Raw genomic sequence first — 25,698 nt, forward strand, 5'->3', positions numbered from 1 at the left:
AAGTAAAGAATCTGCTTCTTTAATGTATGAGCATTTGTTTAAATTCTACATCAGCCTCATCTACACCTAGCTTCGTCAAAAACAAGATCGCTCCGGACAAATCATCTACCGGATATTGAGTCATACAAATATTCGATGCTTGCTCAAGATTGACTTGGAATAGCGTATCTTCTCTTAATTCATCCTTCAATTCAAATAATACTTTTAAAACATCTTCATCTTTTTCAAACGTTACATACCCATCGCGTTCATTGAAATAGACGATCAATGGAATTTGAGTATGCGGATGAACAATATGAGCTTTGAACAGATTCATACTAGCTCCCCCCTAACTTTTCCATCCTTGGTACTTATACATGCTTTATTTAGATATTTACTACAGTATGATTAGCTTCTGCTTCAATTAACTTCTTTTTTAATACACACCTAATCCTCAGTTAAGCTCATTTTACCATGCGTCCATTCAACTACCCTCTTTTGCCATAATTCAACCATCCTTTTCTTACTAGTTTAAATATATCAGTTTTTGAGACCAATTGGGACAAAAGTATGAATTTCCATGCCTAATCGTTGGAAATAAACATATCTTTACCATTTTTATCATAAGTCTACTAATTATTTTCAGAAAATTTCATTTTATGTTATAATTCTGTAACATAGAGTCTTAAGCAATCCTACATATGACTCTTATATAAAAAAAGGGGGAATTTGATGAAGAAGAGTTACTGGAAATCCATATTGTTCGGTGGTCTACTACTTGTAGCCACGGCCTGTGGATCAAGTGAAGACACTAGTAGTGAGGCTGAGGGAGAAGCTACAACAGACGAGGCTGAAAGAGAATCTTATGTTGTTGCAACAGACAATGCTTATGTCCCGTTTGAATTTCTTGATGAGGAGACAGGAGAACTTGTTGGATTTGATATTGATCTAATGACTGCTATTGCTGATGAGGCAGGGTTCGATATTGAATTTGAAGCGATGGAATTTGATGGAATTGTTGCCGGGATTGGTTCTGGTCGATTTGATATTGGAATCGCTGGTATGACGATTACAGAAGAACGTAAGGAAAACATCGATTTTTCTCAACCTTATTATGAGGCTGGATTGATTGTTGCGGTTCAAGCTGATAATGATGAGATTAATTCGGTTGATGATCTAGATGGGAAAACAGTAGCAACTCGTACTGGCTCAACTAGCGAAACGTATATCCGTGAAAATACAGGCGGCACACCTGAAGCATTCCCACAAATTACAGAAGCGTACCAGAATGTCATTCAAGGTCGTGCTGATGCAGTCATTTATGACATTCCAAACGTTCAGTATTATGCCTCTACAGAAGGTGGCGGCCAATTAAAAACAATTGGTGAACCATTAACAGGTGAAGAATACGGAATTGCTTTTCCAAAAGGATCTGAGCTTCGTGATATAGCAGATGAAGCACTTACTACTCTTATGGAAGATGGCACATATGCTGACTTATATGAGAAATGGTTTGGTGAGCGTCCTGAAGGCATGTAAATAAATAGGTGGCGCGACAATAAGTGTCGCGCCTTTTTTATTAAATCCTACCAAATATAAAAAAATTTGAGGTGAGAACGTTGACAACATTCGCATTCATCAGTCCTCATTATATGAATGTCCTTCCTTACTTACTAAAAGGTGTTCAATTAACCTTACTCATTACACTTGTCGGGGTATTAATTGGTTTTGTCATTGGTGCATTTGTTGGACTTGCTAGAATTTCTAATAACAAATTCATCTACGGTCTTGCAACGGTTTATGTAGAAGTCGTTCGTGGTACTCCTATTTTAGTACAGATCCTATTCATTTATTTTGGTTTTCCAGACTTACTAGGGATTACATTAGATAAAGTGACAGCCTCTATTATTGCCATTGCTCTTAACGCTGGTGCCTATATCGCAGAAATCGTTCGTGGATCCGTTGAATCAATTGAAAAAGGACAACGTGAAGCAGGTCGCTCATTAGGTTTAAGCTCAACTCAGACGATGCGTTATATCATTTGGCCTCAAGCATTAAGAAGAATGATCCCACCACTCGGGAATCAATTTATTATTAGTTTAAAAGACACTTCTCTCTTCTCGGTAATTGCTGTTGGAGAGCTGTTGTATCAAGGTAGACAATACTCAGCCGCAACGTTTACATATTTCGAACCGTATTTAATGGTGTGTGCACTCTACTTACTCATCACCATACCAGCAAGTGTATTTTTACGCCGAATTGAACGGAGGTTAGATCGCTAATGATAAAAGTAAATGACCTACGAAAATCTTTTGGAGAAACAGAAGTATTAAAAGGTATTACGACCGAGATTCATGAAAAAGAAGTAGTTTGTGTGATTGGGCCTTCAGGATCAGGTAAAAGTACTTTCTTACGTTGCCTCAATTTACTTGAAGATGTTACAGCTGGTGAGGTTATTGTCGATGGTAGTAATTTAGTTGATCCAAAAGTAAATATTAATGATGTACGTTCTAGAGTGGGAATGGTATTTCAGCACTTTAACCTTTTTCCTCATAAGTCGGTGCTAGAGAACATTACATTAGCACCTATCAAAGTTAAAGGCATGGCGAAGTCTGAAGCAGATACACTTGCTAGGTCCTTACTTGATAAAGTAGGACTATCAGAGAAAGCCGACGTCTATCCTAATAGCTTATCAGGCGGTCAAAAGCAACGGGTAGCCATTGCTAGAGCTCTTGCAATGAATCCCAAAATTATGTTGTTTGACGAACCAACCTCTGCCCTTGACCCAGAGCTTGTAGGAGAAGTGCTTGAGGTCATGAAGGAACTTGCCAAAGAAGGAATGACGATGGTTGTCGTCACCCACGAAATGGGCTTTGCCAAAGAAGTTGGCGATCGTGTCTTCTTTATTGACGAAGGCATTTTCATGGAAGAAGGCGAACCAAACCAAATCTTCGATGACCCACAACACCCAAGACTAAAATCCTTCCTAAGTAAAGTGCTGTAAGAAAAGCGGAAGTGTTCGGTTAAGTAAGAGGGCTGTGGAGCTTTAGCAATGAGAAACGGAATCGATAAAGGGAGAAAAGATGCCTTGGCGTCCTTTCTCCCTTTTCTTATTTTTTCGTCATTTGATCAATAAACCGTATCAACATCTGTGGTGCTATATCCGTAAAGAACGGCACATGCAGTCTCTCTGTGCGCTTGTGCGCATCTTTTCCATAAGGTCCGATATTTACGGTTGGCATTTGCAACTTTTGCATTGCATCTAGGGGTAGGTCATACCCATTTGAGAGCGTAGGCATTTCTTTTTCAAGCGTTTGTTTGACTGATAATCCATCCTCTATCTTCCCATAGCTTACATCAGAAAGTCCTGGGAAGTAATCTTTTTGAGTAATCACCTCACCAAACCTTTCTCCAGTCCATTTTTGCAATCCCCCTACTTCCTCTAGTAATCTCGCCTCAAAAGGTTCTTGAGCATTTAAACGGACCGCTGGGTAATACGGTGGTGCTAATGTGACGAGATAAAAAGGAGCAAGTTCTATAAAGTAATCCCCGACCTCTTTAGCTAATGCGATCGTAACATCACGCGTATCTCCTCCATTATGATAAACACGCTTTGAAATGGACTCCAATCGGTCGAGAAACGTTTGCCCATACAAGGTGATCCCTTTTTCTTTTAGCTGACCATATGTATAAACGGAGATAGGTGGATTTTTCTGCTTAACATGATACCTCTGATACTGTTTTTCTAAGCGCTGATCCATTTTCTCTCCACACTCTTCAGCCACTTTCTTCACTTCCGTTAATACCTCTTTAGCCGTTTTTGTGTAGGTAAGGACATTGAAGGTGGCATAGGCAAACGTCGGGGTTTGCACATTATATTCATATTTCAAATCACTTAAACGTAATACAGTAGGTGGTGGGACTAACTCATCTTTACTCTGCTCAAAAAAACGATCAGATAGCTCCATCTCACTGACCACTTCAGAAATCATCCAAGAAGCGTTCACCCCAGCTAGTGGTTCTCCTACATGCGTTTCCTTTCCTACCGCACAGACAAGAGGCAACATTTTTCCAACCGAGCCCGTATAAATATATTTAGCTGTGTCCCCAGGAAAGCTAGTGAAGCTAGGTTCAGAACATAACCCTACTATATGCTGATACCGTTTTGATTCTTTTAGACGAGCTAACCACTCAATTGCAGCTAACATCCCTTCTGAATTGCGTTCTTCATCAGGTGTGGAAAGTAATATTAAATTTACTTTCTTCCTTTGTTCAATCGCATCAGCTAAAACAGCCATTTGAATAGCTAGCCCTGCCTTCATATCCATCACACCTCGCCCAAATAGCCACTCGCGGCTTTCAATATCTGCTGCGACCTCTGGTGAGACATCTTCTAACTGCTGCATTTGCTTGGTGTAACGGTCACTATCAAACGCTATATGTTTGTATTGACCAAAGTCATCAATACCTACTACATCAAAATGGCTGAGTAAGACATACGCTTTTTGATCATTGGGATCGCCTTCATATATAGCGGCAACATTAAATCGATTCCAATGATCGTTTTTAACAGGAATACGGTAGACCTTGTCTTGATATTCTTTGAAATATTCAATCTCTCCAAGTAATTGTTCAATCTTCTCTCCCATTTCAACTTCCTTGGATGTTCCTACTACACTTTCAACTGTTGTTAGTTGTTTTAATAAGCTTATAAGCTCCTCTTTTGTGCTCCATTTTCCTTTCATAAAGCCACCCCAATTTCAGCATAATCTCTTATGTCAGAATATCACAAGTATTCTTACTTTGATATGCAGCAATACAGTATTTAACTCTAACTCTATGATAAAATAATGATTACTAATGAATGGAGGAAAAATATGAACTACTTAATTGTGACTGGTGCTTCTAAAGGATTAGGCCAAGAGATTGTAAAAACCTATGCAAGTGGTAACTCTCATATCATAAGTATTGCTCGCACTGAGAATACTGATTTACAACAGTATGTAAGTGCGAAAGGTGGGACCCTCTCACAATTTTCCTTTGATTTGGCTAATATTCATGAGATCGACTCTCTCATGAAACAAGTATTTGATGTGATCAACCTGAAGGATGCAAAAAGCATTCATTTGATTAATAACGCTGGAATGGTGGCCCCTATTAAGCCGATTGAGAGATGCGAACCAGAAGAAATCATTAAAAATCAACATGTAAACTTATTAGCTCCTATGTTAATCATCTCGTCCTTCTGTAAAATAACCTCTTCTCTCCCTATTGAAAAGCGGATCATTAATGTGTCTTCTGGTGCTGCTAAGAAACCAATTTACGGATGGAGTAGTTATGGAAGCGCGAAGGCAGGACTAGATTTATTTAGTCAAGGTGCTGCTCTCGATCAACAAGAAGCGGAACTTCCTGTTAAAATCATCTCTTTTCATCCTGGGGTTATGGATACCAACATGCAAGAAGAAATTCGCTCCTCCTCACAAGAAGACTTCCTGAATGTCGAGACCTTTCAGAATTACAAAAAAGAAGGAAAGCTCCTTCCTCCACAAAGAGTCGCTGATGTTCTCGTCTCACTAGTAACGAGCGAAACATTTCCTAATGGCCAAGTTGTAAGTGTTCAAGATTATCTATAAAAATTGCCCTCTAAGCGATCACTTAGAGGGCTATATGCTGTTTTATTAAGGGACGTCATGTCCCATTGAACTGTGTAAAATCTCAAACCATTGATCTAGATTTAATTCCATATTTTTAGAATCTATTGCTTGTTTGATACGATTAATATTACCTGACCCCACAATTGGCATCATCTTAGCTGGATGTTTTAAAAGCCAAGCATAGGCAACTTGATCAATACCAGTTGCTCCTATTTCCTCTTGTACTTTAGTTAGGGTCTCACGTAGACGAAGACTTTTCTCGTCCGTCCCAGTGAAAAGCTTTCCTCCTGCAAGAGGTGACCAAGCCATTGCGGTTAGGCGCTCACGCAGACAAAGATTAAGCGTGCCATCATCCATGTTCTCTAGTTCATAAGGCGAGACTTCAATCTGATTTGTCACAAGCTTCTCTTCTAAATAAGATTGTAGCATTGTGAACTGATGGTCTTTGAAGTTCGACACGCCAAACGCTCTTACTTTTCCGTCCTTTTTCAAGGTGGTAAAGGCTTCAGCAACCTCAATCGGGTCCATCATTGGATCAGGGCGATGAATTAAGAGCACATCAATATAGTCAGTTTGTAAATTTTTCAATGAGCGTTCAGTGGAAGCTATAATATGTTCCTTAGACGTATTATAGTGATGAGACTGATGCTCTGGTCGATTCTTCGATTCAAGTACAATCCCGCACTTTGTGACAATTTCAATCTTCTCACGCAAAGAAGGATTCAATGCTAAAGCCTCACCAAATAGCTCCTCACATGTATAACTCCCATAAATATCAGCATGATCATACGTTGTAATTCCTGCTTCATATGTCTTTAAGAGGAGCGACAATGTCTCTTCCTTTGTGAGATTCCAATCTGATAATCGCCATAGACCATGCACAAAACGAGAAAATGATAAATCTTCTGTTAGCTGTATGCGTTCCATTCGTTAAATCCCTCCACCCTTTTCATCGTCTCATTATAACGCGCTTACCCTTTAAAAGAAAATCTTTTCATTTGGAGACCCAAAAGAATAAAATACTCTTTTCTGACATACATAATGATGTACTGCCTTTTCATCCCATCCAAATGTACATCAACTTAGAAATGAGGCGATTAGATGTCACAACCCGTACAACCGCTAAAAAATGCTGGTCTTGCAGCAGTATTAAGTGCATTATGGTGCGGTCTTGGTCAGATCTATAATGGTCAAATTGGTAAAGGGCTATTATTCATGTTCATTCAATTTATCAATGCGCTGCTCTGCTTTGTTATCATTGGCTTTATCACCTATCCCATTATGTGGATTTGGGGTATGGTTGATGCCTATAAGCAAGCAGAAGAGCTCAATCAACAACAAACAATCATTACTCAACATCAACCCGAAGCTTAAGCAAAGACAAAGTCCTCTATGCGAATCATTGCATAGAGGACTTTTTTTATGGTGTTAATAGAAGCTGCTTACTTTCCGTTTGATATTCTTCAGGGTTCAATAATGTTTTATGGTATCCTGCTGATGTCCAGTCTTCAATTTGATTGTGATACCAAGGACTCCTCGCATGTCCTGATTGACCAGGACCTACCACATGCTCACTTCTAGATAAATCAGCAAGGTCCATCACACCTCTCCAACCTGCTCCACTTGTAACCTTTCCTGTTTCTGCATTCCAACTAGCTGCCATGACTGTTACTCGACTTCCACTTAATGGAGTTGGCTCTTGGTTAAAGAGTAAGTGTAACGGCTTAACACTTGAAAGGGGATGTGCAAACGCAATGGAATGAAATTCACCCCAATTCCAATCATTTGCATCCCTTCCTTGAAGATCGATGATACGGTCTGTTGTTTTCAGCAAGGAGGTTAATAGCAACTCCTCCATTCCACCTTGCGCTTCGACCCATTGACTCTCCTCGCCTCGATTTACCCGGCGAATTATTTCATCAACCGCTCCAGCTCGGTTATCAAATAAGTCCATCATCGATTCATCAATTCGCTCTTGAAACAACTCATCTGATAGTTGCTGCATCCATAAATGGAAAACAAGAGGTGCACCTAAACTTTTATGATCTTTAAAATCCCATTCACTCAATAAGAGTAACGCATCTTCATCTTCTTCTCTTAGTTCTGACGATTCGTTAACTCCATCAAGCAAAATAGGAAGCATTTCTTCAGCTTGCAAGTTATGAATATCATTTTGAAGCATTTTCATATCCTCTGTGGTGAGCATATCTCCATTTTCTAGCACATCATAAATTCGTTGCTGCCTGAAAGGTTGGGCCCACGTATGAGTAAGGTGATGAGGGTATTCATCATCCACAATTTTATTATTAGCGGTTGCGATAAAGCCTTTTTCCGGATTTACTAGAGTTGGCAGTTCGTCCCACGGGATAAACCCTTCCCATTCATATTCACCAGTCCAGCCAGGCACAGGAATCAAGCTATCTCCTTTTGAGCGAATCGGAATCAATCCATTTGCTCGGTAAGCGATCGTCCCGTCCGTTGAAACAAAGACAAAGTTTTGTGCAGGGGTATGAAATGATTCCAATGCCTCCATAAATGTATCCCAATCTGTTGCCTTATTAAATTTCAACACGGCTTCTAACTCTGGTGATGGAAGATGAGCTGTCCATTTAAGAGAGAGAGCATATTCATCCTGCTCATCATAAGCAAACTCTGAGATGATCGGGCCATGTCTTGTCACTACTACCTCATAAGGTACATCTTCTTGGTCTTTCACTTTAATATCCTCTTGAAAAACAGTCGCTTCCTCCCATTCCCCCATGTATTCAAAAAGGTAAGCGTTTTCCTCATTTCGTTTTTCTATATATAAATCCTGCACATCCGGTCCTACGTTTGTCACACCCCAAGCGATATCTTCATTGTGCCCTAAAATAATGCCAGGGACGCCAGCAAAAATAACACCCGTTACATTCTGCTCAGGCGACTGGAGGTGGCTTTCATACCAAATCGCAGGAGTTGCTAGACTTAAATGTGGATCATCAGCAAGTAAAGGTAACCCACTTTCCGTCTTCTCTCCGCTTACTACCCAGTTATTACTACCATTGAACGGATCGGGAATAACCGCTGCTAAAAAACGATCTCTCAGATCCAACTTATAAGCTTGCAATTCCTCAATCACGAGAGCCCCTTCTTCAGGGTAAGTAGGAAACAACTCAAGCGCTTCTTCATGAGAAAAATTTTGTGCCAGATAATAACGAAAGGCTTGCCCTTCCCAATGCCCCCCTAAATCAAAGGCCATATACTTACCAATCGTCAGCGAGTCTGTAGCTGTCCACTCCGTCGGTTCATAACCTAGGATCCTAAACTCAATAGGCAATGTTCCTTTATCTTTGGCTTCACCAATAAAAGCATTAACCCCAATCGCATAAGCTTCAAGAGCTTCTTTAGCTTCATCTGAATACAACTCAGCAGATGCCACAGCAGCTCTTCTTAATCCAAATGTCCGAAAAAATTTATCGGTATCAAGTGCACCCTCACCAACTACTTCACTTAACATTCCAGAAGCTTGTCTACGACTTAAGTCCATTTGAAATAAACGATCTTGAGCGGTCACATACCCTTGTGCCATATATAGATCTCTATCACTACTAGCTTCAATGTGTGGGACCCCTGATTGATCTCTCCACACAGATACCGGAGCAGAAAGAGCTGACAAGGTCACTTCTCCTTCAACGAGCGGGATCGGTTTCATTACTTGCATATACGTCCATATACCTATTGCCACAAGGATCAACAACACCCCTGCTAGCGACCAAGCGAGAAATTTCGGCCACCCCTTTTTTGTTTTTATCGTACTTTGTTCCACACTCGTCTGAGTCGCCAATTGAATCCCCCTCTACTCTTTATAAATACTTATTCATAATAGAGAGGCTATAATCCTCTTAGTCCTTCACTTTTTCTTCACAAAAAAAGAAAAAGAGCAATTAGGTAGTTACTCCTAATTGCTCTCTATTATGTTCTGGTTAAAATCGTCACACTTTCAACTTGTGCTGTCCATGGGAACATATCAACTGGTTGAACATTTTCAACCTTAAATCCCTTGGTTCGTAAATGCTCAATGTCTTTAGCTAAAGTAGATGGATTACACGAAACATAGACCACACGTTTTGGCTTCACTTCCACGATTGTTTTTAATAGCTTCTCATCACAGCCTGTTCGTGGTGGGTCCACCACAACGACATCTGGTTTCCACCCTTCTTTTACCCACTTAGGTAGCCACTCTTCCGCTGTGCCTACTTCATAGGTGAAATGCTTATAGCCATGATTATCAGCATTTACTCTTGCATCAATAATCGAAGCCTCAATCACATCCATCCCTCGAACTTCAGAAGCACCGTCCGCTAACCACAAGCCGATCGTCCCTACTCCACAATAAGCATCCACCACTTTTTCAGTACCTGTTAACTTTGCTGCACGTTTTGCTTCATTATAAAGCTTAACTGTTTGAATAGGATTTAGTTGAAAGAAAGCTCTGGCGGATAGTTCAAAGGAAATATCGCCTAGCTTCTCTTCAATTACTTCTTCTCCCGAAAGATGAACCGTTTCCTCACCAAAGATTAACGAGGTTTTCTTCCCATTAATATTTTGCATAAGCGAATTAACTTCAGGCAAACGCTTTTGTATTTCATCAAGCAAGACATCTTTTCTTGGAATTTCTTTTTCATTCGTTACCAACACAACTTGGACATGACCAGTCTCAAATCCTACTCGTGTAACAATCGTGCGAATGACCCCTTGATGCTTACGTTCATCGTAAATCGAAATATTTAAGTCTGCTAAAATTTGTTTCATCACTCTCGTCACTTTGTTCGTTGTCTTATGTTGGACCATACAAGCAGATAAATCGATTAACTTATGAGAGTTCATCGCGTACAATCCCGCAATCACACGCCCATCTTTCTTAGCTACTTGCAGCTGGCTTTTATTACGGTAGTACCACGGGTCATCCATACCAATCGTTGGTTGAATAACGAGCTTTTCCATCTTAAGTTTTGTGTGTCGTTCAAAAGCTTGCCTAATAATATCTTGTTTCTCCCGTAATGTTGCTGCGTATTCCATATGCTGCAGCTGACACCCTCCGCACTGGTCGTAAATTGGGCAAGGTGGCTCAATTCGCTCTTTTGATTGTTTGCGGATCTTCACAATTTTTGCTTCTGTGAACCTCGCCCCAGCTTTTGTTACCTCGGCAACAATTTCTTCGTTTGGAAGAGCACCTGGTACGAAGACTACTTTCCGCTTGAAATAGCCTACACCTTCTCCATTTATTCCAAGGCGTTTTATCGTTAATGGCATCTGTTGACCAACTTTTAATTGGACTGACTGCTGATCCTTTGATGGACTTTTATCGTATTTTTTATGTGATGATTTCATGTTATCAACTCCGTCCTCTTTTCCGGCTCCTATTATAGCATGTATCACCCATTCTTCCTAAACTTACTAGGTCGATTCACCTGTTATCTCTGATAGAATAAATGAAGGAATCACATAACGGAGGAGAGATTGGTCGTGTCTATACCAACAGATGTTGCATCCCTACAAATCATGGCTCATGTATACAAACGTGCTAGCCTGCAATCGATTTTTGATAAAACGGTGGAAAGCCTTGTTGAACAAGTACCGTACATCGATTGGGTAGGGATCTATATGTATGAAAAGCTAGATCATAAGCTAGTAGCAGCTTCTTGCCTTGAAGATGATCTAAAGTGGGAATGTAACGGTGAACTAAAATTCCCAATTAAAAATGCTGCAGGAGAAGAAACCGGTATGTTGGTTGTACGTACTCGTCAACCGATTGCCTTTGATGTAACAGATGTAACCACCTTAGAAACGATTGCTTCAGCTATCGGTGAGGAAAGTTTAGCAAGTTAAAGAAACCACCCGTCTACACATATAGACGGGTGGTTTTACGTTTACCTATTCTACTTATAATTAGTTAGTAACGAGCCGTCATCATTTTTCTTTTCGTATAGAAGTTTACTCCATCTTTCCCATTAGCGTGTAAATCGCCATAGAAAGAATTTTTCCATCCAGAGAATGGGAAGAAGGCCATTGGTGCTGGGACATTGACGTTCACACCAAGCATGCCGACCTCTATATCCTCACGGTACTGACGCACAGCTTTTGCACTATCCGTATAGAGTACTGAACCATTCCCAAAGTCTGACTCGTTGGTAACTTCAATTGCCTCTGCTAAGTCCTTCACCCGCACAATCGATAACACAGGAGCAAATATTTCATTTTTCCAGATGTTCATTTCTGTTGTAACATGATCGAAAATTGTTGCTCCTAAGAAGTACCCATCTAAGTCTTGTCCATCCTTACGTCCATCTCGAACTAAGGTTGCGCCTTCTTCGATTCCTTCTTCGATTGCTTGGTGTACTTTGTCTAAATGAGATTGACGAATGACCGGACCAAGATTTACAGATGTATCACAGCCATCACCCAAAACTAACTGATCAGCCGCTGTTGTTAATTTTGAAATCAAGGTATCAGCAATATCCTCTGTAACAACCACGACGGAAGTTGCCATGCACCGTTGGCCGGCACTTCCAAAAGCTCCTCCAACAATCCCTTGAATCGTTTTTTCCATGTCACAATCAGATAAAACGATTGAATGATTTTTAGCACCTGCAAGAGCTTGTACCCGCTTGCCATATCCAGCTCCAGTCTTATATACATATTCAGCTACTGGTTGCGAGCCAACAAACGAAATCGCATCGACATGCTTGTGCTCAAGCAAGCCATTTACCACATCATGTGCACCATGAACTAAGTTTAAGACACCCTTAGGCAATCCAGCTTCTACAAATAACTCTACTAGTCGTTGTGCCAGCAATGGTGTACGCTCAGAAGGCTTCAAAATGAAGGTATTACCACAAGCAATCGCTAGTGGGAACATCCAGCAAGGAACCATCATTGGGAAGTTAAAAGGGGAAATGCCTCCTATTACCCCAACAGGATATCTGTACATACTAGACTCTATATCTGTAGCAATATCAGGCAGTACCTCTCCCATCATAAGGCTAGGTGCCCCTGCTGCAAACTCCACACACTCAATCCCACGTTGAACTTCCCCATAAGCATCGTCATAGCATTTCCCATTTTCCTTCGTAATAAGACGAGCTAACTCATCATAATGTTCCATCAATAACTGATGATACTTAAATAAAATACGTGCCCTTTTTGGCACAGGAGTCTTCTTCCATGTTTTAAAAGCTTCTTTAGCGGTTTTTACCGCTAGGTCTACATCTTCTTTTGTTGATAATGGCACACGTGCAATCTCTTCACCATTTGCAGGGTTTGGTACAATTTCGACTTCAGAAGATTTAGATGCTACCCAATCGCCATTAATAAAATTCTTTAATAAAGCTGTTGTTTGCACTGTCATAAGAAAAACTCCTTTTATAGTTATAGTTTAAAAGATAAAAAGTAATCAGTTGTTGCCCATGTTTATACGGTCTTAAGCGAATACTCAAACGTATAAGCATGTCTATATAAAGAAATAATTTCTTTTTCATCTGGTACCTTTGGGTTGTTAGCTGGACTTCCACTAAGAAGCGCATCCTTTGCCATTCTCTCTAATGCAGCTTCAAACTTTTGTTCTTCTACACCCCATGTTTTAATATTTGGTATATTTAGTTGATGGCATAGGCGTAATATATGAGAAACGACTGCATTGGCAAGTTCCTTTTCTGTAACCCCTTTCATATTTGGGTATAAGAATCGACCGATTTCAGCTAATCTCTCTTGGCAAGCATCCTTGGTATAATCTAGAATGGCTGGTAATAGCATTGCATTAGAGATTCCATGAGGAACATGGAACAAGGCACCTAATGGTCTCGACATTCCATGTACTAAACACACTGATGCGTTAGAAAAGGCCATACCTGCCTGCATTGATGCGTATATCATTTTATCTCTTGCTTCAATATTCGCCCCATTATGGTAAGCTTCTAGAATATTTTCTGTTATGAGTTTAATAGCAGAAAGCGCCAGGTGATCGGTAAAAGGTTGAGCCTTCTTAGAAATATAAGCCTCTAGTGCGTGTGTTAGAGCATCAATACCGGTAGCAGCTGTTGTATTTTTTGGAGATGAAATCGTTAAAACAGGATCAACTATAGCAATTTCAGGCATAAAAGCTGGTTGCTTAATCATCATCTTTACATCATTGCTCGTATTCGTTATAACCGTAACATCAGTCGCCTCCGAACCGGTCCCAGCTGTAGTGGGAATCGCAATCAGCGGCAGAGGCTTATTTGTAGCAAGTGTCTTTAGATTCATATAATCACTGATCTCGCCCTTACTCGTTGCTAACACAGCAACAGCTTTTGCCGTATCAATGCAACTTCCTCCTCCTAGTGCAACGACTACATCACAATTTTCCTTATGTGCAAGCATTAATGCATCGTAAACATATTCATCTGTAGGCTCACTCGAAATATCAAGAAAATCTACATAAGAGATGTTAGCTTGTTGTAAGTGAGTATGGCAGTTTTTTAAGTTTCCTAGTTTCTCCATGACACGATCACTAATAATTAATGCTTTCGTTCCTAGTTTAGCTGTTTCTTCCCCAACTTTTCCAAAGCTTCCTTGTCCATAGTAAATACTTCTAGGTAAGTGCACTGTTGAAACATTCATAGACAACCCTCCCTTTGTTCTTGCTTATATACATTGCAAGGGACGTGCCAACTTTTCAAATATTGAAAATATTATACTTGTAGTTAGTAACCTTAAAAGGATGTTGCTATTACACTACACTGAATCAACACACTGTCGCTTTTTCGCTACACATTAAGCCGATACTGTTTCATTTTTTTATAAAGGGTCGTTCGATGGATGCCTAGACGATTAGCAGCTTTTGTTTTATTCCCGCTCACCTCCAGTAATGTTCGTTCAATCATTTCTTTTTCATATTCTGAACGATCTGACCTTAATGTATGACCCTCTTTAGCTTGAACTGGCTGATCTCTTATTAATGGAGGTAAGTGCTCTACACTGATTAACTCTCCCTCAACTAAAGTAATTAATTGCTCAGCTAAGTTAACAAGTTGACGAATATTACCAGGCCACGCATAGGAACGAATCAACTCCATCACTTTTTGGTCCATTTTCTTTTCTTCCATATGATATTCTTCGGTGAACTTTTTTAAATAATGAGAAAATAATACAGGGATATCCTCTCTTCTTTCTCGCAATGGCGGAACAGGCAGGTGAATTACATTTAGACGATAATATAAATCTTCCCTAAATTCTCCATTCTTAACTTGCTCTAATAAATCTTGATTTGTCGCAGCAATAATTCGCACACTTATAGGAATACTTCTATTCCCTCCCACTTTTACAACTTCGCGTTCTTCTAGCACTCGAAGCATTTTCGTTTGCATATGCTTAGGCATATCGCCAATCTCATCTAAAAAGATCGTTCCATTATGAGCCCTTTCAAACTTCCCTTTGCTTCCTCCTCTTTTAGCTCCTGTAAACGCTCCTTCTTCGTACCCAAATAATTCTGCTTCCAGTAGATGCTCAGGAATGGCTGCACAATTGATAGCAATAAAAGGGCCATTTGCTTTCTTACTGGCTAAGTGAATCGTCTTTGCAAACACTTCTTTCCCCGTTCCACTTTCTCCTGTAATTAAGACCGTCGCATTTGTCCTCGCTGCTTTTTTAGATAGTCTTTTACACGCATATATTTCTTCACTAATGCCAAGTATTTGATTAAATGTTACACAAGATTGGTCCTTTACTTGAGTCAGTTCTTGCTCCGGTTTCATGTTTAACTCCAACCTTTTAGAGGAGGCCGTTGCATTCTCTAGAATACGATATAACTCACTAACTCCTTCAAAGATCAACATTCCAATTGCTCCGATTAACTCGTTATTTTGCCATATTGGGATACGATGAACAATCATTTTTTGGCCACTAATAACCTGTACTTTCCCCCTCTCAGGGACACCCGCCTTTGCGGTGAAATGTAATTGAGTGTTATCAATCACATCTGTTACATGTCTGCCCACTACATCATCAGTAACACCTATAAAGCGACGATACGCCTTATTCATCTTAACAATAAAGCCATTCTGATCTACAACTGTCACTCCCTCATACGCATTATCGAGAACCACATCGATCATATTCACATTATGTTGGATGGAACGGATAAGAAAATCTTGAGCCTTTAACAATTCGGACGGCTTAAGAGCACCTACAATTTTTTGTTCCTGATCAATAACGGGTATAACCACACCTTTAAAATCGATCGCTAAAATCGTATCCTTCGTTGAGACAGTTTTCGCTACTTCAATCCAAGAAGGATCAAATGGTTGATCTAAACGATATCCCTGTAGAAGCAACTCAAATATCCTATCATGTTGTAGAACCCCTACAACATGATGTTCCTCATTAATGAAAATCAACTCCTCATTTCTTCGTTTCATAGCTTCCATCACTTCTTTTAGTGATTGATGATTAAACATAAGAACATGCGGAGTGGTCATCCAGTGATGAACGTCTAATTCAGACTTTAAATCATCTTCATTCATTAAACTTATCTGATTAGCACCATACATTTGATTATGTCTCCTTTCTTTTGTAAAAAAAGAGGGCATTCGGTATTTTCTTCTAACTTTATCACACTTATTAGGCCCAAAATTAAAAAACCCTCATTTTATTATGAGGGCTTTTGAGATCTCTTTTTTAGGGAAATGGAAGTTGTTGGATCTGTTTTGTAAACATATAATCATCTAAACTTTTAAATGTATAGCCCTGTTTTCTGGCATCCTCAATGACTCTAGGTAGAGCTTCTGCATTATCCTGTGAGACAGAGTGAATTAACATAATAGCGCCAGGGTGAATTCGTTTCATTATTTGATCATAGGCATATTGCCCACCTTTTTGTTTATCAACTTCCCAATCTTTATAAGCCATTGACCAAAAGACATTCGTATATCCTAGCTTTGAAGAAAGAGCTAAGGAGCGTTCACTGAACTGCCCCCGTGGCGGTCTAAGATAATGCATCTCCTCTACCCCCGTTAACTCACTGAAGGAATTTTTCACTCGTGTTAATTCATCCATTAATCGTCCATCACCGACTTCAGGTAAACTGGGATGATGCCAAGAGTGGTTTCCTACAATATGTCCTTCATTTACCATTCGCTTAACAAGCTCAGGTGCCGTTTCAAGATAATGGCCTGTAATAAAAAATGCTGCTGGTACGTTTTTTTCTTTTAAGATATTTAAAACATCTTCGGTAAAACCATTTTCATATCCATTATCAAATGTTAAATACAATTCTTTTTTCGACGTGTCCCCAATAAAAAAGCCACCTGTTTGTTCAAGTAATTGAATATAATGAGGTTCTGTTGTCACTGGTTTATTATCTTTCTCTGGCTTATAGTTCCAATTATACGTTTTTGAATCATATCCATGGGCTTCTATTCCAGAACCTAAAGAGAAACATACGAAGAAAAGACATAGGAGGACTGCTGTTTTTTTCATCATGATGAATCATTCTCCCTCACTTTTTTCTTAGTTTGTCTCTCGTTTGAAGCAATATGTATGCTATTCTTTTACTTGTACAAACAAAAAAGGGTAGCAGTCGCTACCCTTTTTATTATTTAAATACCGGCTCTTTAAACTCAGCCAATTTCTCAAGCGATGATTTATCAACATCTGCATGTAAGCTATTTCCATGTGAATCCATCGTTACAATCGCAGCAAAGCCTTCTACTTCTAGGTGCCACATTGCTTCTGGGATACCAAATTCCATTAGGTCAACACCCTTGACCCCTTTAATACAGTCAGCATAATACTGAGCTGCACCACCGATAGCGTTTAGGTAAACACCACCATGCTCCTCAAGAGCTTTTAGCGTTTTAGGACCCATTCCACCTTTACCCATTACAGCACGGATACCGAATTTCTTCATGATATCACCTTGGTATGGTTCTTCACGAATACTCGTTGTAGGACCTGCCGCTTTTACATGCCATTCGCCTTGCTCATCTTTAAGCATAACTGGTCCACAGTGATAGATGATTTGACCATTAAGATCAATTGGTGCTTCATGGTCCATTAAATGATGATGAATCGCATCACGACCTGTGTGCATCATGCCATTAATGATGACTACATCTCCTACTTTAAGTTCACGAATTTTCTCTTCTGTGATTGGTGCTTCAAGTACAACTTCACGTGCTTCTGATTTCACTTCTGCAGCATCAGAAATTTCTTTACTTTCTGTGTTAAGGTTAACATTTTCTCCATCTTTATATAACCACTCACGAATCTCGCCAGACTTTTGATCGAGTACCACACCTAGGCGGCGATACGCCCAGCAATTATAGGCAACTGAGACAAAGAAACTAGCTGGTAAGCGGTGCATCACTCCTACCTTACAGCCTAGTAACGTAGCTTCCCCACCAAATCCCATTGTTCCAATACCTAATTTATTGGCATTTTCCATTACGTAATCTTCAAGCTTTTGCAGATCTTCTATAGGATTAACATCATCTACTGTACGGAATAATTGTTCTTTCGCAAGTGAATAACTCGTTGTACGATCTCCACCAATTCCGACGCCAATGAAGCCTGCACTACAGCCTTGCCCTTGTGCTTGATAAACCGAATGCATAATACATTTACGAATCCCATCAAGATCACGACCAGCACGACCCAGACCTTCTAACTCTGCTGGTAAGCTATATTGGATATTTTTATTTTCACAGCCGCCACCCTTTAAGATAAGACGGACATCAATTACATCTTCTTCCCATTGAGAGAAATGAATAACAGGTGTTCCTTCACCTAAGTTATTTCCACTATTTTGTCCTGTTAGGGAATCTACAGAGTTAGGACGCAACTTTCCATCTGCAGTTGCTTGCTCCATAGCTTTATGAATCGCTTTTTTTATTTCAATTTGATTCACGCCTACAGGAGTTTTAATTTCAAAAGTAGGCATACCAGTATCTTGACAGATCGGTGACACCTTCTCATCTGCCATTTCAATGTTTTCTGTAATCGTTGATAAAGAAAGCGCTGCACGAGTACCTGCATTTTCCTGCGTCTTTGCTTTTGCAATCGCACGACGTACATCATTAGGTAGATTCGTAGACGTTTCGACAATTAATTCATAAATGCTTTGTTGCAATTTCTCCACTTCTGCCAGCTCCTTTTCCGTTCTTCTCTATACTTGTCATTCTCTATTATACTGCTAGTCCAAACATTCCGAAAGTCCAAATTGAAAGCGTCTACAGTTTATTCACCAAAAAAAGACAAATAAAAAAGGACCCCTATAAGGAGTCCTTCTTTTATATTATTACTTAGTTACGTTAGCAGCTTGAGGTCCACGAGCACCTTGCTCGATATCGAATGAAACAGCTTGACCTTCTTCAAGTGATTTGAAACCGTCACCTTGGATAGCTGAGAAATGTACGAATACGTCATCTCCACCTTCAACTTCGATGAAACCGAAACCTTTTTCTGCGTTGAACCATTTAACTGTACCTTGTGTCATTGAAAATTCCTCCAGCGTGGATTTTATCCACAAATATATTACTACCCTTGCTCATGTAATCTAATAAGAAGAAAACTACTTTTAAAAGAAAGTCTTAACTTTATCGAGACATCCGAACAGGAATAATTAAGTTCATCATAACATGTTCAAAAAATAAAAGCAAATTTATGTTGTAATTTGTTCTAGTTCCTCTTCAAAATAGAAAGTGTGTGGGTATTCCTTTACTGTGTATGAGTATCTTTTCATATTAGCCACGTAGCTGAATTTGCTCACCGTGACCGTTTCATTTAGTGACTTTAAGAGCACCTTTTCATTCGTTTGGAACTTATTTTTTCTCAACTTTTTTCCCACTTTCTATTTTTAACGTTCCTTCTATTGTCTCACATATCTCATCGATGTAAACAGCTAAGGATACGGTTAAACGAAAAAGCATTAAGGAAACCCTGCTCCCTAACGCTTTTTTGTATACCGATATTTTTTTATAATAAGCCCATTTTTTGTGAAGCAATGGCTTCTGTTGTTAAGTGATGGTCACGATTCACATAATGAAACAATGGCTTCCATGACTTGGTCCATTCAATATGTGTCACACTTGTATTACCAATTTGAAATGGTCGATGAACCTCTCCCCAATTCTCTCCTAGCATGAGATACATCAGGAAAATACTAATGAACCCGCCATGGGATACAATCGCTACATCATCTTTATAATGCGCTCTTTTTAATTGATCTACTATATACGCACAACGTTTAGTCAGCTCTTCCACTGACTCTGTACCCTCTAACCCTGAAGTTAGAATAGACTTTTCTTTAGCTTGTGGAAACTGTTCATAAATTTCTTTTCGAGTTAACCCTTGAAGAGGTCCAAGATTCACTTCACGTACCTTTTCCCATTTATGAACGGTTTGATCCTTGTAACTTCCTATCGCAAGGGCTGTGTCATACGCTCTAGTTAAATCGCTACTATAAATGTGATCTAAATGTATGTGTTTAAAGAAATTCCCAAGTTGTAACGCTTGTCTCTTCCCTAGATCTGATAAAGGGAAATCATGCCAACCTTGAATCTTTCCTAATCGATTTCCTTCTGATTCTCCGTGACGGATTAAATAAAGATTCACTATGCTGCCCCCTTATTCAGACCAGTCATTCCGAAATTGTTTACATTTTAATTCGATATCATCAAGCATCGTTAGCAAACGATCAATTTCTTCAACCCCTGCTTCTTCAGGATCAATTGAATCTAAAACATTCATAAGTAAGTCTAATCGACGATGTAAATAATCCATCTGTTCTTTTTTATCATGAATGGCTCCACCCACAAAAATCGCTCCTTCATATGCGTACTATTCCTTAACGTTACGCGCTCATTTCCGAAAACTGTTTAAAGTTTAACAGATTCATTTCATCCACACAACTAGACCCTCTTCATCTGTAACGATAAGACTTTTTCTTATCTCGCATTTACGTTATGATTAGACAGAACAACTAGAGGTCACAAACTTCCTCAAAGCAGATATTTGCCAACATAAAAGGAGTTCGATTTTCTTGAATCAAACATTACCAAAAATAACGCCTTCTTATGATCCGTGGGAGGCATATGAAGATATAAACTCTTTCGGTTATCTTAAATTAACGAATATTGAGTTTACGACGACCACACTTTGCAACATGAGATGTGAACATTGCGCCGTTGGATATACATTGCAACCTAAAGACCCTACCCCACTCCCATTAGAATTACTAATAAAGCGTCTTGATGAGATACCTCATTTGAAAGCTTTTAGTATTACAGGTGGGGAACCAATGCTTTCAATTAAATCTGTAGATCATTATGTAGTGCCCCTCTTAAAATATGCTCACGAACGTGGGGTTCGCACACAAATTAATTCAAATCTTACACTCGATTTAAAACGGTATGAGAAGATCATTCCTTATCTTGATGTTCTTCATATATCTCATAACTATGGAAGTGTAGAGGATTTTGCCGACATTGGATTTGCTGTTATGGACCGAAAACCTAGCTTCGAACAACGTGCTGCCTTGTTTGATCGCATGGTAGAAAACGCAAAAGAACTAACAAGCCGCGGAGTCATAGTTTCTGCTGAGACAATGATTAATAAACGCACGATCCCTCATTTGGATAAGATCCACCAACAAATTGTAGAAATGGGATGTCAACGACATGAAGTTCATCCTATGTATCCGAGTGATTTCGCCAGCAAACTTGAAGTTGCTACATTAGATGAGATTCGTAACGGAATCCACCGTCTACTAGATGTGCGCAACCCTGATACTTGGATGTTATTTGGTACATTACCTTTTTATCCATGTAGTGATAACCAAGAAGACCTAGTCCTTCAAAAGCGCTTGCTTGAAGAAAAGAATGTCACTGTCCGCAATGACCCAGATGGTCGTTCAAGATTAAATGTAAATATTTTTGATGGAGATATTATTGTGACTGATTTTGGTGATACACCTCCACTTGGAAATATTCAAGTTACCTCTTTAAATGAAGCATATGAGACTTGGAGTAAGACGAGTTTAAACCAATCCTTATCATGTCATTGTCCATCTGTTAAATGTCTTGGTCCTAATGTACTTGTAAAAGATGCCTATTATCGTGATATTGACTTTACAACTAGAAAAACAAACATTTAAAAAAGTCGTCCGCTACGAAGGGGACGACTTTTTTTGCTTATTTAGGTTGATTTGCTGCAACAAACCCAAAGGATAAATGATCTTGAACTGGAATCCAAGCTCCCACGCCTTGTTGAGTTACATTTTTCACTTCAAGCTTTCTTTTTCCACCTTTAAAAGAAAGATACACTTCACCATACGTGACCTTTCCTTTTTCATTAGCTGCTGGAACATAGCTGTGCAAATAACCAACCTGATTTGGTGCGATGTTGTAAGTATTATTCTTTCTTGTCCCTTGCCCAATAACTGTATCAAATGAGAGTGGTAAATTCGTGTGTTCAGCAGCTTTAATCATCATCATCTTTTTAACTGCTTCACTATTTGGAATCTTAGCTGTTAATCCGCCACTAACCCGTTTTTGTTGCTCCTGGGTATAAGCAAGCTTTTGGGGAGCACGTCCACCTCGATTATCCACATAGTTTGTGTTTACTTTCTGATATTCCCAATTCACTTCAGTCCCTTGAGATTCATAAGCAAGAGGCCATTCCCCTAAATAGATGGATGCTCGAAACCCAATCGCAAGTTTCGAATCATTGATCGTTGATTCATTAAAAATTCGAATGAGATCTGGATTCTCAATTTTCACATCTGTTGAATCAAGTAATTCTTGTGCAAGTGTACTTGGCTGAAGATAAGGCAGATCTTGAGTAGGGTTTGTATACGTGTTTTCTTTTGAGATAGGCAAGACTGAACTTGGGATGGTAAAGTCTTTCTTACCTTCACTTTCGCCTTCTGCCATTGCTTGAAGTGGTACACACAAAATGAGAAACATAACAAGTGCAAGAACGATCCGCTTCATGATCCATTCCTCCTTAATAGGTTGATTTTTTTCTGTTATCGGTAGTGTAAACCGCAAGCTTAAAAAATATCCGTTACTTTCCGTTTGCTCTTCTTTTTGATACCGTATAAGAAAAAGAAAGGATGAAGAATATGCATATTTTATTTATCGGTGCCGGTCGAATGGCTGAAGCTATTTTTTCTGGAATACTAAACAAGCACAATAAAGAAGTAACGATTACCGTTTCCAATTTATCGAACAAGGAAAAATTAGTGAACTTAAAAGAAAAGTACCCAATAGAAATAACAGAAGATTGGACGGAGGTAATCGATCAAGCTGATACCATTCTTTTGGCTTGTCCTCCAAGTGCTCATGATAAAGTTTTGAACCAACTTTCACCCCACGTAAAAGAAAAATTTGTCGTAACCGTGGCTGCTGGTGTAGACCCTACCTTTTTAGAAGCCCATTTACCAAAAGGGGTCGCTGTTGCTTGGATTATGCCTAATACAGCAGCAAGTGTAGGGAAATCCATGTCTCTTTATACATATGGACAACATGTTACACCTCTACATAAAGAAACAATGAAAGTCATTCTTGATTCGATTGGTCAATCAGAACAGCTAGCTGAAGAACAGGTTCATAATCTGACTGCTGTAACAGGAAGTGCACCTGCTTACTTATATTATTTTGTCGAAGCTCTCGCCGATGTTGCAACTGAATATGGACTTACGTCAGAGCAAGCTCAGAATCTAGTTAATGAAATGGTCATCGGCAGTGCGGAAATGCTTAAGACCTATGAGGATCCTTCGATCTTGAGAGAACAAGTTACCTCTCCCGGGGGCGCAACAGATGCAGGATTAAAGTCATTACAAAAAAATCATTTTCAACAAGCGATTATTGAAGCAGTTAGAGCAACAAATGACCACGCTAAAGCGAAAAAAAACTAAGAAAAAAACAAAAAGGTCTGAGCTCCCACTCAGACCTTTTTGTTTACTATTATGCTTCCTTTGTTCCATAGACCATTCTTTCAAGTTTCGGAAAGAAGAATTGAATTAACGGACCAATTAAAAAAGTAACTAATATTGTCCCAACTCCAATGGGACCTCCAGCAGCAAAGGCTGCTATTAAAGCGGACACTTCACCAATCGTTTTCGCTACCATTAGCCTTACTCCAAACAAGTCCTGAAGCACAAACATAAAGCGATCAATCGGAATAACTGCAAATTTCGCTTGTAAGTAAGTCGCTATCCCTAAAGCCATCATGACAATCCCAATGGTTAAAACAAGATATTGCAAGACAACTCCTGTTATAAATACATTTGGAAAAATGAATAACAACCAAAAATCGATAAAAAAGCCAAGTATGACGATCGTGATCAATGATAAGATCTCCGGTTTCCTTTTAGATAAGATCGCATTTAAAATAATTAAGAAGATCCCAACTAAAATAACCCAGTTCCCTACTGTAAATGGAGTCATTAGTGAAAGCCCTACATTTAGAGCATCCCATGCCCCTGCTCCTAAGCCTGCCAAAATGGTCATCGTAATCCCGAATGACAAGATCAATAATCCAACAAGATAAAATAGTCCTCTTTTAACTTTTACTGACATCTACTAATTCCTCCATCAATGTATCAACTACTACTTATTTTGTACCCTCTGTCTGTTTTGCAACATCTTCACTTATTTTTCGCCAATTTCCGAGGAAATAATAGCTCGCTGCAATCACACTACTGACGACAAAGCTCATCCCCATACCAAGGGCTATCCCTCTTTCTCCAAACCATTGGGCAAATAAGAATGTTAATGGAAAGCGTAAAATCCAAAAAGAGATGATATTCAATACAAGAACTTGAACCATCGCTCCAGAAGCTCGAACAATCCCATTTAACACAAAATTAATTCCTAAAAACGGATAGAAAAAGGCAATCGTCTGAACATACATTTTCCCAAAAGCAACTGTATCAGGATCTTGTATGAATAGTGACACGAAGTACTCTGCCCCAATAAACATAATCGTACTAATAATGAATGTTACCACCACAATGAGAGTCACTGCTTCTTTTGCAACCTCTTTTACTCTTGCCCATTGTTGTGCTCCTATATTTTGCCCAGCCATACTGTTAACAGCAGAGCCGAGTGTTAAGGCTGGCAGCATAATTAAGCTATCTAAGCGCTGCGAGGCTCCAAATCCAGCAACAACATCTTCACCGAACCCTGTCACCACCGTCATGATCGCTAAAATACCGGCTGATATCGCCATCATAGATAACCCAGATGGCAAACCCATTTTAAATAAAACAAGGAAGTACTTCTTCTCAGGTAGGGTTGGTATACTAAACGGAACTCCTGCACGGTAAATAGAATAAATCAACCCATACAAAAAAGCGGTTCCTTGCGCAATGATGGTTGCATATGCTGCCCCATCTATTCCGAGGTTAAATACGCTTATAAACAAAGGGTCAAGAATTGCGTTTAAAATAACCGCAAGCATAACAAAACGAATAGGTGTTTTACTATCACCTAACGCCCGTAAGACAGTACCTATGAAATTATAACCAAATAAGAATAAAATCCCAACAAAGTTAATTTTCAAATAAGACTCTGCATACGGGAGAATCCCTTCTGGAGTCCCCATTACACGCAAAATACTCCCTGAAAATATAAAGCCAATGGCCCCAAGCAATAGAGCGAGAGAACCTAAAACAAATACAAATGCATTTAAGGATTCCTTTAATCCTTTTTCATCATTGGCCCCTTTTCGTTGAGAGAGGACCGTTAATGTCGCTCCGTTGACTCCAATAATAAACGACAAGATCGTAAAAACAACAGTAGCGGATATAGAGACTGCACCTAATGCACTAGTACCTAGAAGATTCCCTACCCATAATGAATCAATAAATTGGTAGGATGCTTGGAGTAAATTAGCAAAAAAAATCGGCCACGAAAAGAGTAGCATCTTACGTCTAATACTTCCTTCTGTAAAATCAAGCTGCTTTATTTTTGCCGTTTTCATATGTATCCCTTCTTCTAATCATGTAAGCTTTATTATAGTATGATCAGCTGGTAAATAGAAAGAG

At 39.3% G+C, this 25,698-nt stretch carries 24 protein-coding genes; 8 read left to right on the top strand and 16 right to left on the bottom strand.

Annotated elements, in window-relative coordinates:
• Positions 1–19: 19 nt before the first annotated feature.
• Complete coding sequence (locus tag AB3N04_RS08535; protein WP_368505635.1) at positions 20–316, bottom strand: hypothetical protein; 297 nt, start codon at positions 314–316, stop codon at positions 20–22.
• A 395-nt stretch (positions 317–711) separates the two neighbouring features.
• Between AB3N04_RS08535 and AB3N04_RS08540 the strand changes: the two genes are divergently transcribed.
• From AB3N04_RS08540 to AB3N04_RS08550, 3 genes are all read left to right on the top strand, one after another.
• Positions 712–1,518, top strand: a complete 807-nt coding sequence (locus AB3N04_RS08540) for a glutamine ABC transporter substrate-binding protein (RefSeq protein ID WP_368505636.1) — start codon at positions 712–714, stop codon at positions 1,516–1,518.
• A 113-nt stretch (positions 1,519–1,631) separates the two neighbouring features.
• Positions 1,632–2,261, top strand: a complete 630-nt coding sequence (locus AB3N04_RS08545; protein ID WP_317123077.1) for an amino acid ABC transporter permease — start codon at positions 1,632–1,634, stop codon at positions 2,259–2,261.
• Positions 2,261–2,983: an amino acid ABC transporter ATP-binding protein gene (locus tag AB3N04_RS08550; protein WP_368505637.1), complete on the top strand. Its 723-nt coding sequence runs from the start codon at positions 2,261–2,263 to the stop codon at positions 2,981–2,983. Before AB3N04_RS08545 ends, AB3N04_RS08550 begins: the two co-directional genes overlap by 1 nt.
• Positions 2,984–3,089: 106 nt before the next feature.
• On the opposite strand, the gene AB3N04_RS08555 is transcribed toward AB3N04_RS08550, so the two are convergent.
• The gene (locus AB3N04_RS08555) at positions 3,090–4,724 is read right to left on the bottom strand and encodes a M20/M25/M40 family metallo-hydrolase (RefSeq protein WP_368505638.1); all 1,635 of its coding nucleotides are present in this window, start codon (positions 4,722–4,724) and stop codon (positions 3,090–3,092) included.
• A 132-nt stretch (positions 4,725–4,856) separates the two neighbouring features.
• On the opposite strand from AB3N04_RS08555, the gene AB3N04_RS08560 reads away from it, so the two are divergent.
• On the top strand, positions 4,857–5,612 hold the full coding sequence (locus tag AB3N04_RS08560; RefSeq protein WP_368505639.1) for a (S)-benzoin forming benzil reductase: 756 nt from the start codon (positions 4,857–4,859) through the stop codon (positions 5,610–5,612).
• 45 nt (positions 5,613–5,657) lie between these two features.
• Here the strand turns inward: AB3N04_RS08560 and AB3N04_RS08565 are convergent, their stop codons facing one another.
• Positions 5,658–6,560 (bottom strand): aldo/keto reductase family oxidoreductase, encoded by a 903-nt coding sequence (locus AB3N04_RS08565; protein ID WP_368505640.1) that lies wholly within the window; start codon positions 6,558–6,560, stop codon positions 5,658–5,660.
• A gap of 174 nt (positions 6,561–6,734) precedes the next feature.
• Between AB3N04_RS08565 and AB3N04_RS08570 the strand changes: the two genes are divergently transcribed.
• A complete protein-coding gene (locus AB3N04_RS08570; protein WP_368505641.1) occupies positions 6,735–7,007 on the top strand; it encodes a hypothetical protein in 273 nt (90 codons plus the stop codon).
• Positions 7,008–7,053: 46 nt separating this feature from the next.
• On the opposite strand, the gene AB3N04_RS08575 is transcribed toward AB3N04_RS08570, so the two are convergent.
• Positions 7,054–9,456, bottom strand: coding sequence for a penicillin acylase family protein (locus AB3N04_RS08575; protein WP_368505642.1), 2,403 nt, complete (start codon positions 9,454–9,456; stop codon positions 7,054–7,056).
• 128 nt (positions 9,457–9,584) lie between these two features.
• Positions 9,585–11,003, bottom strand: a complete 1,419-nt coding sequence (rlmD, locus tag AB3N04_RS08580; protein ID WP_368505643.1) for a 23S rRNA (uracil(1939)-C(5))-methyltransferase RlmD — start codon at positions 11,001–11,003, stop codon at positions 9,585–9,587.
• Positions 11,004–11,138: 135 nt separating this feature from the next.
• Between rlmD and AB3N04_RS08585 the strand changes: the two genes are divergently transcribed.
• On the top strand, positions 11,139–11,501 hold the full coding sequence (locus AB3N04_RS08585; protein ID WP_047973730.1) for a hypothetical protein: 363 nt from the start codon (positions 11,139–11,141) through the stop codon (positions 11,499–11,501).
• A 64-nt stretch (positions 11,502–11,565) separates the two neighbouring features.
• Here AB3N04_RS08585 and AB3N04_RS08590 read toward each other — a convergent pair whose 3' ends face one another.
• The 8 genes from AB3N04_RS08590 to AB3N04_RS08625 all read right to left on the bottom strand — a co-directional run bounded on the left by AB3N04_RS08590 (position 11,566) and on the right by AB3N04_RS08625 (position 20,462).
• Entirely contained in the window at positions 11,566–13,020 is a 1,455-nt protein-coding gene (locus tag AB3N04_RS08590) for a CoA-acylating methylmalonate-semialdehyde dehydrogenase (protein ID WP_368505644.1), read from the bottom strand.
• A 62-nt stretch (positions 13,021–13,082) separates the two neighbouring features.
• Positions 13,083–14,270, bottom strand: coding sequence for an iron-containing alcohol dehydrogenase (locus AB3N04_RS08595; RefSeq protein WP_368505645.1), 1,188 nt, complete (start codon positions 14,268–14,270; stop codon positions 13,083–13,085).
• A gap of 146 nt (positions 14,271–14,416) precedes the next feature.
• Positions 14,417–16,198, bottom strand: a complete 1,782-nt coding sequence (locus AB3N04_RS08600; RefSeq protein ID WP_368505646.1) for a sigma 54-interacting transcriptional regulator — start codon at positions 16,196–16,198, stop codon at positions 14,417–14,419.
• 127 nt (positions 16,199–16,325) lie between these two features.
• Positions 16,326–17,129, bottom strand: coding sequence for a delta-lactam-biosynthetic de-N-acetylase (gene pdaA, locus AB3N04_RS08605; protein WP_368505647.1), 804 nt, complete (start codon positions 17,127–17,129; stop codon positions 16,326–16,328).
• Between the two features lie 112 nt (positions 17,130–17,241).
• On the bottom strand, positions 17,242–18,786 hold the full coding sequence (locus AB3N04_RS08610) for a fumarate hydratase (RefSeq protein ID WP_368505648.1): 1,545 nt from the start codon (positions 18,784–18,786) through the stop codon (positions 17,242–17,244).
• Between the two features lie 159 nt (positions 18,787–18,945).
• A complete protein-coding gene (locus AB3N04_RS08615) occupies positions 18,946–19,143 on the bottom strand; it encodes a cold-shock protein (RefSeq protein ID WP_047973212.1) in 198 nt (65 codons plus the stop codon).
• 479 nt (positions 19,144–19,622) lie between these two features.
• The gene (locus AB3N04_RS08620) at positions 19,623–20,261 is read right to left on the bottom strand and encodes a histidine phosphatase family protein (RefSeq protein WP_368505649.1); all 639 of its coding nucleotides are present in this window, start codon (positions 20,259–20,261) and stop codon (positions 19,623–19,625) included.
• Positions 20,262–20,273: 12 nt separating this feature from the next.
• Complete coding sequence (locus tag AB3N04_RS08625) at positions 20,274–20,462, bottom strand: SE1561 family protein (RefSeq protein WP_047973214.1); 189 nt, start codon at positions 20,460–20,462, stop codon at positions 20,274–20,276.
• Between the two features lie 220 nt (positions 20,463–20,682).
• Between AB3N04_RS08625 and yfkAB the strand changes: the two genes are divergently transcribed.
• A complete protein-coding gene (gene yfkAB / locus AB3N04_RS08630; protein ID WP_368506015.1) occupies positions 20,683–21,801 on the top strand; it encodes a radical SAM/CxCxxxxC motif protein YfkAB in 1,119 nt (372 codons plus the stop codon).
• Positions 21,802–21,838: 37 nt separating this feature from the next.
• Here the strand turns inward: yfkAB and AB3N04_RS08635 are convergent, their stop codons facing one another.
• Positions 21,839–22,639, bottom strand: a complete 801-nt coding sequence (locus AB3N04_RS08635; protein WP_047973216.1) for a YfkD famly protein — start codon at positions 22,637–22,639, stop codon at positions 21,839–21,841.
• A 122-nt stretch (positions 22,640–22,761) separates the two neighbouring features.
• Here AB3N04_RS08635 and proC point away from each other — a divergent pair, with 122 nt between their 5' ends.
• Positions 22,762–23,565 carry a pyrroline-5-carboxylate reductase gene (gene proC, locus AB3N04_RS08640; protein ID WP_368505650.1) on the top strand — a complete coding sequence of 268 codons (804 nt, stop codon included), beginning with the start codon at positions 22,762–22,764 and terminating at the stop codon, positions 23,563–23,565.
• A 49-nt stretch (positions 23,566–23,614) separates the two neighbouring features.
• On the opposite strand, the gene AB3N04_RS08645 is transcribed toward proC, so the two are convergent.
• Both AB3N04_RS08645 and AB3N04_RS08650 read right to left on the bottom strand, forming a co-directional pair.
• Positions 23,615–24,229 (bottom strand): YitT family protein, encoded by a 615-nt coding sequence (locus tag AB3N04_RS08645; RefSeq protein ID WP_368505651.1) that lies wholly within the window; start codon positions 24,227–24,229, stop codon positions 23,615–23,617.
• Between the two features lie 34 nt (positions 24,230–24,263).
• Positions 24,264–25,634, bottom strand: coding sequence for an MATE family efflux transporter (locus AB3N04_RS08650; protein WP_368505652.1), 1,371 nt, complete (start codon positions 25,632–25,634; stop codon positions 24,264–24,266).
• Between the last annotated feature and the right edge of the window lie 64 nt (positions 25,635–25,698).

This window comes from Alkalihalophilus sp. As8PL (genome assembly GCF_040939795.1).
GTDB classification, from domain to species: Bacteria; Bacillota; Bacilli; order Bacillales; family Bacillaceae_D; genus Alkalihalophilus; species Alkalihalophilus lindianensis.

What these genes read in the sequence shown, in the direction of transcription:
- AB3N04_RS08535 (WP_368505635.1), bottom strand. Translation starts at nt 316, where the DNA reads ATGAATCTGTTCAAAGCTCATATTGTTCATCCGCATACTCAAATTCCA.
- AB3N04_RS08540 (WP_368505636.1), top strand. Translation starts at nt 712, where the DNA reads ATGAAGAAGAGTTACTGGAAATCCATATTGTTCGGTGGTCTACTACTT.
- AB3N04_RS08545 (WP_317123077.1), top strand. Translation starts at nt 1,632, where the DNA reads ATGAATGTCCTTCCTTACTTACTAAAAGGTGTTCAATTAACCTTACTC.
- AB3N04_RS08550 (WP_368505637.1), top strand. Translation starts at nt 2,261, where the DNA reads ATGATAAAAGTAAATGACCTACGAAAATCTTTTGGAGAAACAGAAGTA.
- AB3N04_RS08555 (WP_368505638.1), bottom strand. Translation starts at nt 4,724, where the DNA reads ATGAAAGGAAAATGGAGCACAAAAGAGGAGCTTATAAGCTTATTAAAA.
- AB3N04_RS08560 (WP_368505639.1), top strand. Translation starts at nt 4,857, where the DNA reads ATGAACTACTTAATTGTGACTGGTGCTTCTAAAGGATTAGGCCAAGAG.
- AB3N04_RS08565 (WP_368505640.1), bottom strand. Translation starts at nt 6,560, where the DNA reads ATGGAACGCATACAGCTAACAGAAGATTTATCATTTTCTCGTTTTGTG.
- AB3N04_RS08570 (WP_368505641.1), top strand. Translation starts at nt 6,735, where the DNA reads ATGTCACAACCCGTACAACCGCTAAAAAATGCTGGTCTTGCAGCAGTA.
- rlmD (WP_368505643.1), bottom strand. Translation starts at nt 11,003, where the DNA reads ATGAAATCATCACATAAAAAATACGATAAAAGTCCATCAAAGGATCAG.
- AB3N04_RS08590 (WP_368505644.1), bottom strand. Translation starts at nt 13,020, where the DNA reads ATGACAGTGCAAACAACAGCTTTATTAAAGAATTTTATTAATGGCGAT.
- AB3N04_RS08595 (WP_368505645.1), bottom strand. Translation starts at nt 14,270, where the DNA reads ATGAATGTTTCAACAGTGCACTTACCTAGAAGTATTTACTATGGACAA.
- AB3N04_RS08600 (WP_368505646.1), bottom strand. Translation starts at nt 16,198, where the DNA reads ATGTATGGTGCTAATCAGATAAGTTTAATGAATGAAGATGATTTAAAG.
- pdaA (WP_368505647.1), bottom strand. Translation starts at nt 17,129, where the DNA reads ATGATGAAAAAAACAGCAGTCCTCCTATGTCTTTTCTTCGTATGTTTC.
- AB3N04_RS08615 (WP_047973212.1), bottom strand. Translation starts at nt 19,143, where the DNA reads ATGACACAAGGTACAGTTAAATGGTTCAACGCAGAAAAAGGTTTCGGT.
- AB3N04_RS08635 (WP_047973216.1), bottom strand. Translation starts at nt 22,639, where the DNA reads ATGAAGCGGATCGTTCTTGCACTTGTTATGTTTCTCATTTTGTGTGTA.
- proC (WP_368505650.1), top strand. Translation starts at nt 22,762, where the DNA reads ATGAAGAATATGCATATTTTATTTATCGGTGCCGGTCGAATGGCTGAA.
- AB3N04_RS08645 (WP_368505651.1), bottom strand. Translation starts at nt 24,229, where the DNA reads ATGTCAGTAAAAGTTAAAAGAGGACTATTTTATCTTGTTGGATTATTG.
- AB3N04_RS08650 (WP_368505652.1), bottom strand. Translation starts at nt 25,634, where the DNA reads ATGAAAACGGCAAAAATAAAGCAGCTTGATTTTACAGAAGGAAGTATT.